The 18,190-nt window shown below is 59.5% G+C and carries 13 protein-coding genes and 2 pseudogenes; 3 read left to right on the top strand and 12 right to left on the bottom strand.

Features of this window, described 5'->3' with window-relative positions; all coding sequences use genetic code 11:
* The first annotated feature begins 6 nt into the window (after positions 1-6).
* On the top strand, positions 7-1,353 hold the full coding sequence (locus LDP01_RS06520) for a hypothetical protein (RefSeq protein ID WP_224088044.1): 1,347 nt from the start codon (positions 7-9) through the stop codon (positions 1,351-1,353).
* A gap of 84 nt (positions 1,354-1,437) precedes the next feature.
* Here LDP01_RS06520 and LDP01_RS06525 read toward each other — a convergent pair whose 3' ends face one another.
* Both LDP01_RS06525 and LDP01_RS06530 read right to left on the bottom strand, forming a co-directional pair.
* On the bottom strand, positions 1,438-1,728 hold the full coding sequence (locus tag LDP01_RS06525; RefSeq protein WP_224088046.1) for a hypothetical protein: 291 nt from the start codon (positions 1,726-1,728) through the stop codon (positions 1,438-1,440).
* 333 nt (positions 1,729-2,061) lie between these two features.
* A complete protein-coding gene (locus LDP01_RS06530; RefSeq protein WP_224088048.1) occupies positions 2,062-2,868 on the bottom strand; it encodes an Rv1352/Rv1906c domain-containing protein in 807 nt (268 codons plus the stop codon).
* Positions 2,869-3,718: 850 nt separating this feature from the next.
* Here LDP01_RS06530 and LDP01_RS06535 point away from each other — a divergent pair.
* The gene (locus LDP01_RS06535; RefSeq protein ID WP_224088050.1) at positions 3,719-5,794 is read left to right on the top strand and encodes a chitobiase/beta-hexosaminidase C-terminal domain-containing protein; all 2,076 of its coding nucleotides are present in this window, start codon (positions 3,719-3,721) and stop codon (positions 5,792-5,794) included.
* On the top strand, positions 5,791-6,564 hold the full coding sequence (locus LDP01_RS06540) for an FG-GAP repeat domain-containing protein (RefSeq protein ID WP_224088052.1): 774 nt from the start codon (positions 5,791-5,793) through the stop codon (positions 6,562-6,564). The genes LDP01_RS06535 and LDP01_RS06540 overlap by 4 nt, the downstream gene beginning before the upstream one ends.
* On the opposite strand, the gene LDP01_RS06545 is transcribed toward LDP01_RS06540, so the two are convergent.
* The 10 genes and pseudogenes from LDP01_RS06545 to LDP01_RS06590 all read right to left on the bottom strand — a co-directional run bounded on the left by LDP01_RS06545 (position 6,502) and on the right by LDP01_RS06590 (position 17,955).
* The gene (locus tag LDP01_RS06545) at positions 6,502-7,608 is read right to left on the bottom strand and encodes a glycosyltransferase family 2 protein (protein WP_224088054.1); all 1,107 of its coding nucleotides are present in this window, start codon (positions 7,606-7,608) and stop codon (positions 6,502-6,504) included. The genes LDP01_RS06540 and LDP01_RS06545 overlap by 63 nt on opposite strands.
* Before the next feature lie 3 nt (positions 7,609-7,611).
* Entirely contained in the window at positions 7,612-8,097 is a 486-nt protein-coding gene (locus LDP01_RS06550) for a GtrA family protein (protein WP_224088056.1), read from the bottom strand.
* A 3-nt stretch (positions 8,098-8,100) separates the two neighbouring features.
* On the bottom strand, positions 8,101-10,215 hold the full coding sequence (locus tag LDP01_RS06555) for a DUF6541 family protein (protein ID WP_224088058.1): 2,115 nt from the start codon (positions 10,213-10,215) through the stop codon (positions 8,101-8,103).
* A gap of 74 nt (positions 10,216-10,289) precedes the next feature.
* Positions 10,290-11,022: pseudogene (locus LDP01_RS06560) on the bottom strand (ABC transporter ATP-binding protein).
* Complete coding sequence (locus LDP01_RS06565) at positions 11,023-11,880, bottom strand: ABC transporter permease (RefSeq protein ID WP_224088060.1); 858 nt, start codon at positions 11,878-11,880, stop codon at positions 11,023-11,025.
* 2 nt (positions 11,881-11,882) lie between these two features.
* Positions 11,883-13,896, bottom strand: a pseudogene (locus tag LDP01_RS06570) (glycosyltransferase family 2 protein).
* A complete protein-coding gene (glf, locus tag LDP01_RS06575) occupies positions 13,893-15,077 on the bottom strand; it encodes a UDP-galactopyranose mutase (protein WP_224088062.1) in 1,185 nt (394 codons plus the stop codon). The pseudogene LDP01_RS06570 and the gene glf overlap by 4 nt, the downstream one beginning before the upstream one ends.
* 186 nt (positions 15,078-15,263) lie before the next feature.
* On the bottom strand, positions 15,264-16,250 hold the full coding sequence (locus LDP01_RS06580; protein WP_224088064.1) for a Gfo/Idh/MocA family protein: 987 nt from the start codon (positions 16,248-16,250) through the stop codon (positions 15,264-15,266).
* Positions 16,250-17,341 (bottom strand): DegT/DnrJ/EryC1/StrS family aminotransferase, encoded by a 1,092-nt coding sequence (locus LDP01_RS06585; RefSeq protein WP_224088066.1) that lies wholly within the window; start codon positions 17,339-17,341, stop codon positions 16,250-16,252. The genes LDP01_RS06580 and LDP01_RS06585 overlap by 1 nt, the downstream gene beginning before the upstream one ends.
* The gene (locus LDP01_RS06590) at positions 17,338-17,955 is read right to left on the bottom strand and encodes an acyltransferase (RefSeq protein ID WP_224088068.1); all 618 of its coding nucleotides are present in this window, start codon (positions 17,953-17,955) and stop codon (positions 17,338-17,340) included. The genes LDP01_RS06585 and LDP01_RS06590 overlap by 4 nt, the downstream gene beginning before the upstream one ends.
* Positions 17,956-18,190: the final 235 nt, after the last annotated feature.

Here is an 18,190-nt window from a genome sequence, read left to right on the forward strand (position 1 = left end):
TCTTTTATGGCGTTTCGAGTTGGAACTGCAAGCGCTGACATTACGCCTTCGCTGAGCACCAATCCGTATATGGCCGGATATGGCACCACCGATGGCGGACGCGAGGCCACCAGCAGTTCGCCGTTCGAGCCCCTCTATGCCCGGGCAATCCTCATCTGGGAAGACACGCATCCCCACATCATCATCTCGTTGGACGTTCTGGCGCTGCCTCGAGCCATGCATCAACGGATCCGCGACAGGATCATTCAACTTGCAGGTTGGTCCAGCAGCGACATCCTGATCCAAGCGACGCACACGCATAACGGTCCCGCCCTGATCGACACTTTGCATCCCTTCATGGCCTATGGACTGGCAGATTTGGGTTTGATCCGCTCATACAGTGACGACCTGGAAGACGTTGTCGTGAATCTTGCCCAGGAAGCCTTGGATGCCGACCAAATTGCGGTGACCTTCGACTACAAAGTCTCAACCCAGAATTTTTCCGGGAATAGAGTGGGGCTTCCCTATACGGAAACGGCCGTTCCCATTCTCGTGGCCAGGCGCGGCAACGGCACACCTGCAGCTGTGATTTTCAGCTACGGGTGCCACCCCATCAGTGCAGGTTTGCGCACGCTGTTTGACGGAGATTTCGCAGCAGGTGCCTGCAATTACATCGAGAACCGTAACCCGAATTGTTTTGCCATGTTTGTGCAGGGACCCGCTGGGGACCAGGACCCGGGCGGAGTCCGCAGCTGGGAGCTCAGGGACCAGCATGGAGACGCCCTCGGCGCCACGGTCAATTCAAGCATGCAGTCGGCCGGCCGGGCACTCAGCGGCCCGATGGTGACGCGGTACCAGGAGGTGCAGCTTCCATTGGACATCACAGCGACGGCCAGCAACCTGGCCGCCGTGCGTGCCGCCTATGTGGCCCGTTTAGGGAACCCCGATGGCCAGCCGCAGTGGTACCAGCGTCACGCGCAGGTAATGATCGGACGCATCGACAGCAATAGCTACAAGACCGCCGTGCCCTCCCCGTTCCAAGTGTGGAAGTTCAACGGAAGCCCCCAGCTGAAGATCGCCATGATCGGCGGCGAGCTCGTCAGTGGATATGGGGCGTATTTCCGGAATCGCAACGGCGGAACCAATGGCATCATCGTCGGCGGATATGCCAATGAATCCTGCTGCTACATACCAAGCAATGAATTTTTTCCGCCCAACATGCCACTCGGCAGCTATGAGGGTGGCTGGGAGCCGGATTACCCGGGAATTGCTGGTGGTTCAATGACCGTCTATGGGCACCTTGCCCATTTCAAGGCGGGTACGAATGGCGTGGAAACCACCCTTATCAATGCGATGAATACTTTGCTTGCCTGAAGCGACTGACACCATAAAGGCGCGGCCCCCAAGGGGTCCGCGCCTTTTACTTTCAAGTTGATTGCGCACCAGGCGACTATGCGGCTATCCGGGCACTTCCGACTTAAGCCACTTGGTGAGCACAGCCGCCTGCGGCGCCAGCGGCGCAAGCGTCAGGGCACCTTTCACAACAGGAACCCCATATGCGCCCAGCGAGGCTGCGAGTGTCCTGGGGTTGGTCCGGGTACAGGCTTTGATGATGCGCAGACAGAGAGCAGAGGCATCCCCGGGAGCGGCACCCGCTGCAAGGGCGGCATTGACTGCGGCTGTCTCCTCCGCAGTCAGGATATGTGGCCCTTTTCCGACATAGTCGACCTGACAGTCAGTGACGTGCATATACCGGGTGGATGCCCAGACTTCGTCCAGGCTCGAGAACTTGCCTATGAGGCTGCCATCGGCCCGCCGTACACGTGAACTGGTAGCGGGTCAGGGGTTCCGGACGTTCCCGGCGGATTTTGTCGTCGTTCGCGACCACAGGCGCCATATCAAGTGCGGCTGGTTGGGAAGTATCTACATTGGTTCCTGAGCAACCGGCCAAGGCAATAGCTGCCACGCCGAACTGAAGAACACTGCGCCTGCGCATGTCCACCGAGGGATCCCCACTTCATTCGGATGCTCCCCAGCTCCGCATGCATTGGTTATTCGCCCCAAGCCGTCTCCGGCTGCGTCTTAGTACATCTTCCCCCAAATTCCGCATTTGTCACTAGTAAAGTTTTGGCCGGCAGCAAGATCGACGCCTTCGCCCGCTGCTGGAGGTCCTCCCTCGGCGGCAATGGCACCGCGCGCGTCCGTTACGGACCACCTGCAATCTGCTGCGGACGGGCCTTGCTTGACGACTTGATATTTGCCGGGTTGCACCGAATCTCCAACAGCGTGGCTGCCATCAGCCATCCGTGTGCCATCGGCCCACGCTGCGATGATTTTGCCCTGCGGCGCGTCCGGGCAGAGTGAGGCCGCTGCAAGCAACGTCCCGTGCCCGGCTTCCTCAAAACCGCCCGGCCCGCTTTCATCACTGACCCGCGTACAGAGGCGGAGGACGTCCAACATCACTGCAAGTCCGTCATCGTCGCCCGCTCCCTGGGGTGCCGCCGTCGAAATTGCTTCTGCCTCCCGGGGAGTTGGCTCGAATGGCTGCGGTCCTGTGTAAGTAACTTCGCAGGAGCCCATCCGCGTGTAGTTGGTGGCAGCCCAGACCTCGGCGAGACTCGACAACTGGACTTCCGGGGAGGCGTCAAGGCTCGTGCATCGATAGGCGTAGCGGCCAGGTTCATCACCGTCGCCCAAGGGCTCGCCGTCACCTGTGGTGCCACTACCGGGAACCGTCGACGGCGACTGGCTGGGCTCCGCCGTCGCGCTGGTGGTTGCGGTGGCTGTTGTTGTCGACGACGTACCAGTTCCCGGGGGTGATTGGGGCGATGGAGTACAGGCGACCAACAGCATCACCAGCGGCACCACCATCGGAAACAGTCTGCGCATTCTGACCTCCACCTCAATCGTGCGGGGCAGTGTATGTGCGGTCAAGGTATGTGCGGTCAAGGTATGTGCGGTCGAGACGTCGGGAAAGGACGACGGTGAAGAAAAAAACGTCCCGCATCAAAAAGTACCTAGTGACAAATGTGAAAATTGGGGGAAGATGTACGTAGACGCAGCCGGAAACGGCGTGGGGCGAATAACCAATGCATGCGGAGCTGGGGAGCATCCGAATGAAGTGGGGATCCCTCGGTGGACACGCGCAATCGCAGTGTTCTTCAGCTTGGTTTGGCGTGTCTTGCGTTCGCCGGTAGCTCCAGAACATCTCATGGAAACTCCCATCCCTCCGCGCTCAGCGGGATGGTTGGCGGATGGCATCGCCATAAACTCACCGCATTGATCGCTTCGGCTTGCCTGGCTTCGGCAGCGCTCACAGGTGTATTCACAGCAGGGGCTGCCAACGCCGACCAAGCCCGCCAAACCATCGCCGTGGGTCTCACCAAGGCTGCTGGTTCGGTGGTGGACCCGGCCGGAAGGATCTGGGTCTCGGACGCGCGTGCCGGATTCTGCCGGGTGACCGAAGCTGCGGGCGCTACACCAGGCGGCCTCGAATCAGCTACCTGCCTCGGGGGCACCCTGACTGGCCATAAAAAGGGGCCCGCGTTGGCCGGAGCTCCTGCCATGATTGATCCGTCTCCCGCCAATCGCGGCTCGGGCGACGAAATCGCGTTCATTCCGGATGCCGCCGTCGGAAGTTCCGAGGTAGTCCGCGCGGTTTGGAAGCCCGGCACAGGCATCTTCGACTATGACAGCCAACTGACCATTTTCGACGGAGACCTCCGTCCGAATGCCGTCAGTGACGGCCCCCGATGGCAACATCTATTTGTCGTTTGGCAATGCCCGCTCGATTGTGAAGATCGCGGATCCAACGGCCCTGCATCCGAGCATCGAATCCATCGCCTCGGTTGGCTCAAGCTCCTTGGGCCTTGCTGCCACGTACCGCAACAGCGCGGGCAGAGTCGTGGTTTACGTCGCTGAAACGTCAGGACTGACCATGTTCACGGCACCCGAGGACGCGGAGCTGACGAACTTCGTACCAGCGCCGGTCTACAACGTCGGCAAGCCGACGGCCATCTACTACGACCGGCAGGCACCAAAGGTCCTGTACACGGGAACGGGTATTGGAACCACTACTGCCGACGCCGGCAAGGACACAGTTTCGCGTATTGACCTGGCTACCAACGCCGTCGACAACCAATGGGCCCTCGGTTTCAGCAAAATTGGTGGTCTGTCAATGCGCAACGGCAAGCTCCTGCTCATGGAAGACCCGGGTCAGCTGGATCCTGCCAAGCCAACCCAGCAGGGACGATTGCTCACCCTCGGTGGAGTCGTACCTTCAATCGTGAGCGGCCCGACGGCGGCAGACGGAACCCAGGCAGCCAACCCGGCCTTCACCAACGACTCCACTCCTACTTTCACAGTGGCCTCAACGCCTCCGGGCGGCGCCCTTGAATGCAGTCTCCAATTGAGCACTGCAACACCGGTCTGGCAAGTGTGCACCGGTGGCACGTTTACGCCTGCCACCGCTCTGACCAACGGTGCCTACACATTCTCCGTTCGTGCGGCACCGTCAGGGCTTCCCGTGTCCCGGGCATTCACGGTTGATCTGACCGCGCCCGCCGCTCCCGTGATCACCTCACCCGCGGCTGGAGCAACGGTCAATGGTGCGCCCGTCCTTGGCGTGACCTCGGAGACGGGCACTGTCCTGTCCTGCTCGGTCGATTCCACGACGACTTTCACAGCCTGCAGTAACGGGTACGTCTTCAACCTCAGCACCGAGGGCCAGCACGTCCTTCGGGTTCGGGCGACAGACATGGCAGGCAATATCAGCACTGTGGCATCGGTCAGTGTCACCACGGATTTGACCGCACCACAGGTGTCCATCAGTTCTCCTGCAGAAGGCGCAACAGTCGGCACCTCGCCGTCGTTCGTCTTTGCCTCGACGTCCACGGATGTTGCCGGATTCAGGTGCAAGCTGGGCGCAAACGCCTTCACGGCGTGCACATCGCCAAAGTCGTACACCAACGTACCCGGTGGCACTTTCACATTCGTCGTGGAAGCGCGGGACAATGCAGGAAACACTTCCACAGCAACCAGGAATGTCACTGTCTTCGCTGCGGACACCACGCCACCTGTGGTCTCTGTCGATCCCGTCGGAGGAACGTACGGGGCAAACAAGACCATCAGCCTCACGGCGAACGAAGCAGCCACCATCTACGTGACCACCGACGGCACGACGCCTACAACGTCCAGTCCTGTCTACTCCGCACCGATACCGTTGACGTCCTCAATGACGTTGAAGTACTTCGCACGCGACACCGCGGGCAACTCATCAACGGTAGCGACGCAGACGTACGTCCTTGACAACACTGCCCCGGTTCTGACGGTTACGCCCGCCGCCGGAGCATACGCTTCTGGCCAGCTTGTCACCATGACTTCCAGCGAACCTGGAAGCATCCTCTACACAACGGATGGCACGACGCCTGCTACCGCAGTCACGGGAAGCACGAAAGCATACTCGAGCCCCTTCGCACTCACGGCAAACACCACCGTCAAGGCCCTTGCCGTGGACGCATATGGAAATGCTTCTGCCGTCACTACCAACGCCTACACGGTCTTGGACACCACCCCACCGGTGGTCACTGCGACTCCGCCCGGGGGCAGTTACCCGGTGAACCAGCAGATCACGCTCACTGTGAATGAAGCGGGATCGAGCATCTACTTCACAACCAACGGCACCACTCCGACTGCCACAGATGCCAACAAGTACGCCACAGCCATCACGCTGACGGCTGCGATGACCCTGAAGTACTTCGCAGTGGATCCGTCCAACAACAGTTCGGCAATCATCAGCCAGGGGCCTACACCGTGACGGCGCCTCCGGCCAACACATGGAAGGACTACACCGGTGACGCAAAGAACGACGTCGTGGCACGGGACAGTGGCGGTACGCTATGGCTCTACCCTGGTAATGGCAGCGGTGGTTGGCTGACGCAACGTTCGATGGGAACTGGTTGGAACACGCTGAACGCGATCGTTCCCACCAAGGACTTCAACGGTGATGGACGAAGCGACGTCCTGGCACGCGATACCAATGGCGTCCTCTGGCTCTATCCCGGAAACGGGACCGGCGGGCTCCAGCCCAGGGTACAGGCCGGCACCGCTTGGGCGGGCATGACGCTCATCCTCGCGCCGGGGGACTTCAGTGGCGATGGCAAGGCCGATGTGTTGGCGCGGGATTCGGCTGGTGTCCTATGGCTCTACCGCGGAACCGGTACTGGTGGCTTTGCATCCAGCGCCCAGATTGGCACCGGCTGGAACTCCATGACGGCCATCCTGAGTACCGGCGATTTCAACGGCGACACCAGGACTGATGTCCTGGCCAGGGACACGTCGGGAATCCTATGGCTCTATCCAGGCAACGGTGCGGGCGGTTGGCTGAGCAGGGTCCAGGTGGGAAGCGGCTGGGGCGGGATGACTGCGATCCTGGGCCCCGGCGACTTCAACGGAGACGGCAAGAACGATGTGCTTGCACGCGACTCCGGTGGCAACCTCTTCCTGTACCCCGGCAACGGAACATCAGGATGGCTCTCCCGGAGCCAGGTCGGATGGGGCTGGGGAGGGTTCACGTCGCTCCCCTAGCAGCACAGACGTGACCCGGCAGGAAAGAGAAGGGAGGGCCAGGACGCCAAGCGTCCTGACCCTCCCCCTTTTGTTGCAGGAATTCCCTACGTACGTTCCTTCATGGGATGCATCGTTGGTCTGTTCGGACTTGCCTGTATGTCCAGCTGGAGGGATACCAGCAGCATCTGAACTCCCAGAACAAAGGGCACCACAGCCAACATCACCGATCCTGCGGTAGGAGATCCTACGCTTGCGGCGAGAACCCATATCCCAGCCACGAGGGCCCATGACGATAAGTGCGATGCCTGCGATCAACAGAAGAGCCACGGCTGAGAAGGACCAAACCATGTACTTCCACCAAACACGGCGCCAGAAGCCGCCAAAGAGCATGGCCAGCAGCTCGGGGATCACCTTCCGGAGCTTGATGCTGGAAACCTCATTGCCGTAAACAGCAGGAATCGGGACATCCACAATCGGTACATCGAGGATATTCAGGTGAATCAGGAGATCGTTTTCAAAGCTGTAGCGTGCGGCCACCTTATTCATTGGCAGGCGGCGAAGAACTTCCGTCCGGATCGCCGTGTAGCCATTCTGGGGGTCGAAGATGTGCCAGTAACCCGAGGCTAGTTTTGTCATGAACGACAAAACGATGTTGCCAAAGATGCGGTAGCCAGGCATACCGGCAAAAGACTCACCTGAAAAGAAGCGGTTGGCCTTGGCAAAGCCATAACCATCCACCACGGGATCGAGCAGCTGGGGCAGGTACTCCGGATCCATCTGGGCATCGCCGGCCATCACTACGTTGATGTCGGAGCCCAGCTCCATTGCCGCTTTATGCGCCGTCAGGACGGCGCCACCCACACCTTGGTTGACCTCATGCCGAATCAAGGTGACCCTGCCGTCATCCGCCCGAAGGGCAGCCCCGGACGTGTCGTCCGGGCTGCAGTCATCAACAATGACAATGTCATCGACGAAATCAGGCATCGTTTCGATCACCTGTGCGATGTGGTTCTCTTCTTTATAGGCCGGTACTACCGCGGCAATTCGAACGCCTCGATACATCGATTATCCTTCGCTGCTGTTAGGTGTGAATTTCTGTGCTGGCGCGTCAGTGCCGGACGCGCCATCTGTCTGTCCGCTGGCGCTCTTCGGTTGCTTCTTTTGCGGGAAGATCCAGTGCTTGTAGATGAAGTAGTTCCATCCCATGGTCACAATCGTCGCAACCACTTTACCGGCAACATATCCGGCACCCAGGAACTGGAAGAGCTCCACGATTCCCATAACCGCCACGGTGTTGAAGGCCAGGAGTCCGGAGTACCGCAGCACTCCACCCAGAGCCGTTCCGCCTCCCCCGAAGGCAAAGTGGCGCTGCAGGAAGTAGTTGAAGAAGAAACTACCCCAGAATCCTGCGCCCGTGGCCAACCAAAGGGGCCAACCAAACACTTGGAAGCAGAGCGCCAGCAGACCGAGATCCACAATGAAGCTCAGACCGCCCACCACGAGGAATCTGAACAAACTGGACGAGAGGAACTTTTTGATGAATGCCTTCATTGGTTAGCAGATCCTTCCAAGCGGGGCGATGCCATCGGGTTTCCGGTTCTCGAGGATTCCCGGGACTCCGTCAAGCTGCACGCGGTCCTTGGAAGCGGCGTCGAAGGCTTGTTTGCCACCCGGTAACTGGGACCAATCGATCTGGTACAGGGCTGCGTTTCCATCACGCACAACAAGCTTCAAGTAAGGGATGGAATCAGGATGGGTCAAACCCGCCTTGGGCTCATCCCAGGCCCGGATCCGGCCGTCGGCTATGTACACCCATTCGATGCCAAGCTCTGAGGCGGCTGCCCGTGCGTCGGGATCCGTCGCCAACTCAGGGAGCTTTTGAAGGACAAGCAGCTGGCGGTTCGTAGGAAGTATTTCGAAGTGCCGGATCATGGGCATTCGGTTCCCGAGTGCATACATCCATACGGAGCCATCGCAGGAGTCATTGAGCACTGTGGCGTCCTGGGGAACGTATTGGTCAATTTTGCTCAGCAGGTCCACTTCGGACGAACTGAGGGTGGGGCCATCAATCTTTGTATTGATGTTGATGCGTTGGGCATTTTGCTTGAAGTATGGGATCGCGCCAACCCCGCATACCAACAAAACGGCGACGGCGGCCGCGGCCGTGATGACGTGGTTCGGCCTGCGCCCGTCCTTGTTCCCGGATTCATGGGATCCTGCCCGTCGATTGCGGAACCGCCGAACAGCCCACTCGATTGCCTCGCCTGACTGGGCAACGCCCAAGCCCGCAAGCGGCACGAGCAGCATGACAAGGATGCCGAAAATGCGCCATTGATCGTCGTAGAAAGGTGCTGTCAGGTTCAGGAAACGGGGGCTCTCGCTGCCCATGGTGTATACCGACAGAAATGCAAAAGCCAGGACCGGACCGAAGTACCACCACATGCGGATCCTGAAGGCAACAGCAAGGCAGCCAAGGGCAACGAGCGTGGTCAGGATCGGCATTGCCATGGAGCCATGGTTCAGGAAAACAATGTTCTGAATGGCACCGTTGCGATCAGTATCCGGTGCCCACATCATCTTGGAAACGCGCTCGGATTCCTTGAGCATCTGGGCAATGATAGGCAGGCCGATGATCGCCGCCAGAACCCCTGACACCGCCAGATAGACAGTAATGCCCAGGATCCTGCCCCTGCGCCGTATCAGTGCGGAGAGCAGCCAGAAGAACAGGACCGGCAGTACTACGAATGCCAGGGAGGGGTGCACGGCAATAAGGCCCACTGCGCCGAAGGCAATGCCCAGGACCCAGAACTTTTGCCGCTCCAAGGCACCTTTGACTGCCAGGAAGACGAAGGGACCCACCAACAGCATGCCGGCGAAAAATGGAATCAACGGGCCACGCCACAGTAAGTCGTACGGGTAGACCGTGAACCATCCCGAGACTGCAGCCGCGGCGGCGACGGCAACCGGCCGGCGTGTGAGGATCATGGTTAACGCCATGGCGCTCAGGGGCAACTGAACAGCCATCATCACCAGAACGAAAACATTCAGGAACACCGGGATGCTGACAGCACTCATTGGCCAGAACAGCGCGAGCACGGCGTGGAACGCAATCGGGTAGCTCCTGATGGGGGCATCAGAAATAGTGGTGTCGTAGTAGGCGAAGTTGCCCGCTATGGCGGGATCCCATTCATGATTGACCGATATAAGCCGGATCATGTTGGCGTGCCACGGAATGTCCCAGTCCTGGTTAATGCCCAGGAGGCCCTCAGTACCGACAAACCATGACACGGCGGCGACCGCTCCGCCCGCAAGAAGGCCTACGAGCAGGATCCACCAGGAGCCGGCAAATCGGTGCTTACCGAAAATACTTGGCTGTGTTCGGAGACGGGCCTGGAACTTGTCAGGGAATCTGCGCCTCAACAGAAGGCGCAAACCCAACAGGACAGCAGCCAACACCAACAGAACGGCGGATACAGGAAGCAGCTGCCAGCTCAACCCCAGGGAATTCCCCATCACACCGATGACGGTCAGGGCACCCATGCCCAACAATGGTGCCACGACGGGCAGGAGGGTTCGGCGCACTCCCAGCGCTTCTCCGAGAAGCCAGCCTGGACCCCACCACAACACAACGATGAGGAGTACACACAACAGCAGCGGGCCGATACCCATTCCTACGATCGCCTTTCTTAGATGCTTCCACTAGCCATCCCTTGACAGACGACTCTTGCTATTGGATGCCGGACTTAGTTGCGTTCCCGCAGCCAGGCGACAGCCTGGTCAGCCGGACCTTCGAATTGGACAGTTCCGGAGGATAAGACGACTCCCCTGTCGCAGATCCGCGAAATCATATCCAGGTCATGGCTGACAACCACCAGGGTCCTGCCTTCGTCGGACAGCTGCTTGATTTTGGCCAGGCACTTCCGCTGGAAAGGTTCATCGCCAACAGCAAGGATCTCGTCCACAAGGAAGATGTCCGGCTGCGTGTGGACTGCCACTGCAAAAGCAAGGCGCAGGAACATTCCGGAAGAATAGAACTTCACTTCCGTGTCGATGAACTGCTCGATTTCCGAGAAAGCGACGATCTCGTCGAATTTCTCGTTGATCTCCTGCTCCGTCATTCCAAGGATCGCGGCGTTAAGGAAGACGTTCTCACGGCCGGACAAATCCGGGTGAAACCCGGCCCCAACCTCAATCAGGGCCCGCGACCCGGCCTTTGGTCCGCACAGTGCCCTTATCCGGAAGGATGACGCCGGAAATCAGCTTAAGCAACGTGGACTTGCCGGAGCCATTGAACCCCAGAAGGGCCACGGTCTCCCCGTCCTGTATCTCGAAGCTGACATCGTGCAGGGCATCGAACTTCTTGGTGAGGTCACCCTTGCGTCCCTTGACGAGCCACACAAGCGTCTCTTTAAGGGAGTGCGAGTGACGCAAATTAAAGGTCTTTTTCAAACCCTTGACTATGACGGCGGCGCCCACTCAGACCTCCTGCGCAAAATGGCCTTCGAGCCGGCGGAACACCAGCTGGCCGATGATAAGGAAAACTGCGGCCATGCCCAGTCCAGCCAACCCCGTCAACATCAGGTGAGGCGGCAGTTCTACGGGCTTGGTTACCGTCGGGTACCAGAACGCCCAGTGGAACAATTCCACCGCCACGGTCACCGGGTTGAGCTGGTAGATCGTCAGGACCCAGTCCGGGGCAAGACGACGGATCATGGTCCAGTCATAGAGCACGGGTGAAGTCCAGGTGACGATCATCATCAACATGTCCACGATGTTCTCTGCATCGCGGAAAAACACGTTGATGGCACCTGCCAGGAGGCCCAGGCCAGTGGCTGTTACGGCCACAATGACGAAGCCCAGCGCTGCACCCACCAGCTGCATCACGTCTGGTCGCCACCCGTTGAAAAGGGCAGCAGCCAGCAAGACCACCAGCTGGGGAAGGAAATGCACGGCAGCGACCCAGACCGACGCCACGGGAAAAAGTTCGCGAGGCAGGTAGATCTTTTTCACCAACGCGGCATTCCATACGATGGAGCGCGTTGCGTTCGAAAACGCTTCCGTGAAGAAATTGACCACGATGACGCCGGAGAACATGTACAGGGCGTAGTTGGGAATCTGGTCCCCCACGCGAAGCACGATGCCCAAGGCAAAGAACAGAACCAAGTACTGGACCAACGGCTTCACGTAGGACCAGGCCAGACCCAGCACGGAGCCCCGGTAGCGGACCCTGAGTTCCTTGCGAACGATCAGTTTCAGGAGGTACCGGCGCCGGAAGACATCCAGCAGACCGGCACCTACCCCTGGAACAGCATAAATATCAGTGGAGTTGGCCATCGCTACTTTTTGGGCTCCGAGGCATCGAACGTCTCTCGCCAGGACTCCATCGATGTGATCTGGGGCAGCGCCGCACGGTACTGGGCGCGGAGCGTCTCCCAATTCGAGAAAAGCTGCGCGTGCAGCTGCGCTGTCTCAACCAAAAGCCGGCGTGCCAGCTTGGGGTCACGCTGGTACCACGACGCTCCTGTGCCATCTGCATTGGAGACCACTGCGCTGTCAAGATGCGCCAAACTCCACCATTTGCCGTCCTGATGCGGTACATGGGCTTCAGGGTTGGTCCTGGCAGAATCGCGAACCGGAGCAAGGGTCTGCTTAAGGACGGTCTTGACCGCCCAGGGCAGCAGGCCAAGTGCACCCGGCTGCTTGTAAGTCTGCGGCTTCTTCGGCGGACGCTTACGGAAGGACTCAGGGAATGCGCCGGGGTCGGTCTTGACCTGGGAGTCAACAAAGTCCTCGCGCATTGCACGGAGCTTGGGCATAGTGGTGGGCAGTTGCTCGTGGAGCTTGCCTGGACCCTCCAGGACGTCCCGGAGAGCCATGACACGGGCTTGCTCGGGGTAGTACTGCATCGATACCAAATGCTTAATGTCTGTGTTCAGGCTTTCCCGGAAAATCCGGCCACCCTTGGGGAACGGCGAATGCAGAAGAGTCGCGATGAGCCTGTTGCGTTCGTGGTAGTAAGCCTGCCAGTCGACAGAGTCATCTTTATCAGCCCATGAAACATGCCACACCGCTGCGCCCGGTAGCGTAACGGTCGGGAAACCTGCCGCGCGGGCACGCAAGGAGTACTCGGCGTCGTCCCATTTGATGAACACGGGAAGGGACAGTCCGATGTTTTCGACGACGGTCTTGGGGATGAGGCACATCCACCAACCGTTGTAGTCAGCATCCCAGCGGCGGTGCAGCAGTGGCGTTGAGCGAAGGGCCTTCTGCGGAGAAGTCGTGATTTCCCAGGCCCTCCACGGGTCCCCAAAGGAAACGGTAAAAATTCACTACTTCGGCGTAGGCGTGCAAAACGGACTTGTTATACATGTCGAACATGTGTCCGCCGACGATGGTGGGCTTGCGGCATAGGTCGGCAAATGCGACCGCCCTGAGCACACCTTCGGTTTCAAGCTCAATATCGTCGTCGAGAAGCATGACGTAGTCGCTCTTATCAGAGACGAGCATCTCGTACATGTTCCGGGCGAACCCACCCGAACCACCAAGGTTGCCCTGGTTGATGATGCGCAACTGCTCGCCCATGGAGGCAGCGACGGCGTCAAACCCGTCTTCGTCGGCCACCTTCTTGTTGCCTTGGTCCACGATGATCAGTTCCGCGAGGATTTCACGGAGACCGGAGTCGGCGTCGATCGACTTGATGGTTTCCAGGCAGTAGTCGGCACGGTTGAACGTTGTAACACCCAGCGTGACTTTCCCCTGGGGCCTGCCTTCATCAGGAACAGCCCAGTGGGCGTTCTTAAGTGTCATTCCATCGCCGCCGGCGATGAGGTCGAACCAGTACCAACCGCCATCGCCAAAGGGAGCGAGCGTAAGTTCGAAGTCGTTCGACGCAGTTCCCTCAACGAGGATCGAGTCGACGCGCTGCGACGCGCCGCGCGCGTTCGACCGGTAAACGATGACCGTTCCTTCGCCCTCGGTCTCGATGTGCAGAATCGTCTTTGTGGCGATGGTCCATTTGCGCCAGTAGCTCGCCGGGAAGGCGTTGAAGTAGGAACCAAAGGAAAGACGCTCACCCCGGCGCACCTGCACCGACCCGCGGTCCAGGATGTCCTCCGGGTGGAGTTTGCGGGCCATGCCCACTGCCTGAACAACTGCTGTGCCGTTGTCGTCCTGCTTGCGGATCTTATTGGTGTCCGGATCGACATACAGCGGCAGGGTATCGAGGTCGCGGTTGGCCGGGAAAACCACACGCTGGACTACTCGAAGGTTCTGCTCAGTCGACGTCGGGCTGTCTGCGGCTGTTGTGGCCGTCATGGCAGTCTCCTGGCTTTCATTTGTTGTGGCGGTCATGCGTCCACTCCACCACTTTCCAGCTTGGCGCCGCCCGTAAAGTGCGGCTTGATCTTGTTGTCGAACATCGACAGGGCCGAACCGATGGCCATGTGCATGTCCAAGTACTTGTACGTTCCAAGACGCCCGCCAAACAGTACAGACTTCTCGCCACGTGCAAGATCACGGTAAGCAAGCAGCTTGCTGCGGTCTTCTGTCGTGTTGACAGGGTAGTAAGGCTCGTCGCCCTTCTCCGCGAAACGCGAGAATTCACGCATGATGACCGTCGCGTCCTTCGTGTAGTCGCGCTCAGGGTGGAAGTGGCGGAATTCGTGGATGCGGGTGAAAGCAGTCTCCGGGTCCGGGTAGTTCATCACCGGGCATCCCTGGAAATCCTCGATCGGCAGCACTTCTTCTTCGAGGTCGATCGTGCGCCAGGAGAGATCACCCTCGGCGTAGTCGAAGTAGCGGTCCACGGGGCCGGTGTAGATGACAGGAACCTGCCCAAGGACGGAAGAGCGGCCGAATTCGCCATCGTCAAAGAAATCCGTGTTCAGGACAACTTCGATGTTGGGGTTGTCCGCCATGCGCTCGATCCAGGCCGTATAGCCGTCAACCGGGAGCCCTTCATGGGTGTCATTGAAGTAACGGTTGTCATAGTTGTAGCGCACCGGGAGCCTGGAGATGATCTCCGCGGGAAGGTCCTTCGGGTCCGTCTGCCACTGCTTGCCGGTGTAGTGCTTGATGAATGCCTCGTACAGGGGCCGCCCGATCAGCTGGATACCCTTGTCATTGAGGTTCTGCGGATCAGTGCCGGCAAGTTCGCCCGCTTGCTCCGCAATGAGCTGACGCGCTTCGCTGGGGCTCATTGCTGCACGGAAGAACTGATTGATGGTACCGAGGTTGATCGGCATGGGGTACACCTCGCCTTTGTGGCTGGTGTAAACCTTGTGCTGATAGCTCGTGAACTTGGTGAACCTGTTCACGTACTCCCAGACACGTTCATTGGACGTATGGAAGAGATGCGCGCCGTAGCGGTGCACCTCGATTCCCGTCTTCTCTTCATTCTCGCTGTAGGCGTTTCCTCCAATATGGTGGCGGCGATCAAGAACCGCGACCTTTAGCCCCAACTCGGTAGCGGCGCGTTCTGCAATGGTCAGGCCAAAGAAACCCGAGCCGACGACGACGAGATCAGCGTTCACAAACTCTCCTGTGTATTGGCGTGCGGGCACAGAAGTGCCCACGTCTACTGGTCAAGGCTACCCGACTTGGCCTGCGTTCCCCGTATCCGGGCCCATGGCCAAGCATGGGCGGCCGGGGTCCACAAACACCGAAGGGAGGCTGGCACACGGCCAGCCTCCCCCAAAGGCGATGCTTGATTTGGCGTATCAGAGGCAGATGACAGAGCCCGACTTCGCCGAGTCCAACACGGCCTCAGCAACCCGCAGGGTCTCCAGGCCTTCCGCCATCGTGACGATATTCATGGACTTTCCGAGGATTGCGTCACGGAACGCCTCGTGTTCCATTTTCAGCGGCTCCCGCTTGGCAAGGGCGAACCGCGTAGAGGATCCCTCGGAGACTCCCCGGAAGGCAGCGACGGAATCCCAGTCCGTCTGGAACGTTCCGTTCTCCACGAAGGTCAGGTCTGCAGAAATAGTGTCGGCGATGAAAGCTCCACGTTCACCCAGAACCACCGTTGTACGTTCCTTCATGGGCGACAACCAATTGACGATGTGATTGGTTACAACACCGCTCTTGAGGTGGCCAATGGCTGTGACCATGTCTTCATGTTCGCGGCCGCTACGGGAGGTTGTGTGCGCTACGACGTTCACGAAGTTGCTCTGTGCGAGCCAGGCGGTGAGGTCGATATCGTGCGTGGCAAGGTCCTTGACCACCCCGACGTCGGCGATGCGTGACGGGAAGGGCCCCTGGCGCCGCGTGCTGATCTGGTAGACCTCACCGAGGTCACCGTTCCCGAGCCGCTCGCGAAGGCTTTGCAGCGAAGGATTAAAGCGCTCGATGTGGCCGACGGCGCCGATGAGGCCTTTGGCTTCGAAGGCCTGGGCAATGCGTCCACCCGACTCGGAATCGTTGGCAATAGGTTTCTCAACGAGGCAGTGGATACCCGCTTCAGCAAGCCGCAACGCCACTTCCTCATGCAGGATGGTCGGAACGGCAGCCACTGCCATATCGATTCCCTGCTCAATCAGTTCCTCGACTGTGTTGTAGACAGTCAGGCCATCAGCAACATTGTGCGGATCGCCAAACGAATCCGCGACAGCAACCAGGTCAACGCCATCAAGCTCGCGGATAACGCGGGCGTGGTGGCGGCCCATCATACCCAGTCCGATGAGGCCTGCGCGGAGGTTTGCCACTAGCTTCCTGCCTTTGCGATGGCGTTGACAGCCGTCACGATGCGGTCCAGATCATCCTGGCTCAAAGACGGGTGCACCGGGAGGGACAGTACGCTGGCTGCGGATTCTTCAGTGACAGGCAGCTCATCCGATGTCTGGAAGGGCGCAAGCCGGTGGTTCGGGATGGGATAGTACACGCCACAGCCGACGTTGTATTCCTCACGCAATGCCTTGGCGAAACCATCACGGTCCTCGGTAATGCGGATGGTGTACTGATGGTAGACGTGCTCATAGCCCTCGGCTACCTTCGGGGTGATGACGCCTTCGATGTTTGCGTCAAAGAATGCTGCGTTTTCCTGCCGCGTCTTCGTCCAGCCTTCAACCTTTGTCAGCTGGACGCGCCCGATGGCTGCATGAATGTTGGTCATGCGGGCGTTAAAGCCAACCAACTCGTTCTCGTACTGGCGCTCCATGCCCTGGTTGCGCAAGAGGCGGAGGCGACGTTCGACGTCGGCCAGGCCCGTGCTGACCATTCCGCCCTCGCCGGAGGTCATGTTCTTCGTGGGGTAAAGGCTGAACATGGCGAAGTCGCCGAAGGTCCCGACCTTCCGGCCGTTGACAGCGGCACCATGAGCCTGGGCTGCATCCTCGAACACTTTAACCCCGTGCTTCGCAGCCAGCGCGCCAATGGCATCAACGTTGAAGGGGTGCCCATAGAGGTGGACAGGCATGATGGCTGCCGTGCGGTCTGTAATCTTCGACTCAACGGACGCAGGATCCAGCGTGTAGTAATCCGGGTCAACGTCGGCAAAGACGGGCGTGGCTCCGGTCAGCGCCACCGAGTTGGCCGTGGCTGCGAACGTGAAGGAAGGAACAATGACTTCGTCGCCGGCGCCTATGCCGGCGGCCAGAAGGCCAAGGTGCAGTCCTGAGGTGCCGGAGTTGACCGCGACAGCTGCGCGGCCGTCCAGAAGTACTTGGGAAAATTCCTGCTCGAATGACGCAACCTCCGAGCCTTGGGCAAGCTGGCCGGAGGCCAGAACTGCCTCTACGGCCTTGCGCTCGTCGTCGCCAATGATGGGTTTGGCGGGGGGAATGAATTCGGGGCTCATGCCTCTACCTCTCGAAGTGTCTCGTTCTGTTCAACATATGTGGCGCCGGTTTCCGGGCATACCCAGTTCCCGCCAACGTTCTGCAGCGGGAAGCCCGCCTTACCGACCCAGCCCCGCCGCTTGGCCGGAACCCCGACCATCAGCGCGAAATCAGGGACATCTTTGGCGACAACCGCTCCGGCGGCTACGGTGGCCCAGCGTCCGATGGTCACGGGAGCGACGCATACGGCGCGGGCACCGATGGACGCACCTTCACGAATAGTGACGCCCACTGGCTCCCAGTCGTGTGCACTCTTCAGGCTTCCGTCCGGACCTACAGCACGGGGATAGGTATCATTCGTCAGCACGACTGCCGGACCGATAAATACGCCGGCCTCGAGTTCTGCGGGCTCGTAGACAAGTGCATAGTTCTGGACTTTGCAGTTGTCCCCCATCTTGACGCCGGTGCCGATGTAGGCACCGCGTCCGACGATGCAATTGACACCCAATTCGGCTTTCTCGCGGACTTGGGCAAGATGCCAGATCTTGGATCCATCACCAATTACCGCCTCGTCTGAAACATCGGCGCTCTCTGCAACCACTATCACCGGTGAAGGTCCCTTCTGATTGAGCACACGCGACAACGAGTTTCATCTTAGCCGAGACGCCATGTCCTCGCGTCAAGCCAGCGCCTTGAGCTGGTATCGCCAACAGTTATCCACATAGCCCAGGACGGGGGCAGCAGGCTGCCCGGGAATTCCATAGCCTCAGTTCTGGAGGGCCGCGGGAATCCAGGAAGGAATGGGCAAATGATCTTTGAGTGCACACTGGTTCGTGGCCCGAATGCCGCATCACCGGAACCACCGGAAG

It is taken from the genome of Arthrobacter sp. StoSoilB13 (genome assembly GCF_019977255.1).
GTDB lineage: Bacteria > Actinomycetota > Actinomycetes > Actinomycetales > Micrococcaceae > Arthrobacter.

Excerpts from the sequence above, each read along its gene's own strand:
- LDP01_RS06520 (WP_224088044.1), top strand. The coding sequence starts at position 7 with ATGGCGTTTCGAGTTGGAACTGCAAGCGCTGACATTACGCCTTCGCTG.
- LDP01_RS06525 (WP_224088046.1), bottom strand. The coding sequence starts at position 1,728 with ATGCACGTCACTGACTGTCAGGTCGACTATGTCGGAAAAGGGCCACAT.
- LDP01_RS06530 (WP_224088048.1), bottom strand. The coding sequence starts at position 2,868 with ATGCGCAGACTGTTTCCGATGGTGGTGCCGCTGGTGATGCTGTTGGTC.
- LDP01_RS06545 (WP_224088054.1), bottom strand. The coding sequence starts at position 7,608 with ATGTATCGAGGCGTTCGAATTGCCGCGGTAGTACCGGCCTATAAAGAA.
- LDP01_RS06550 (WP_224088056.1), bottom strand. The coding sequence starts at position 8,097 with ATGAAGGCATTCATCAAAAAGTTCCTCTCGTCCAGTTTGTTCAGATTC.
- LDP01_RS06555 (WP_224088058.1), bottom strand. The coding sequence starts at position 10,215 with ATGGGTATCGGCCCGCTGCTGTTGTGTGTACTCCTCATCGTTGTGTTG.
- LDP01_RS06565 (WP_224088060.1), bottom strand. The coding sequence starts at position 11,880 with ATGGCCAACTCCACTGATATTTATGCTGTTCCAGGGGTAGGTGCCGGT.
- LDP01_RS06585 (WP_224088066.1), bottom strand. The coding sequence starts at position 17,341 with ATGAGCCCCGAATTCATTCCCCCCGCCAAACCCATCATTGGCGACGAC.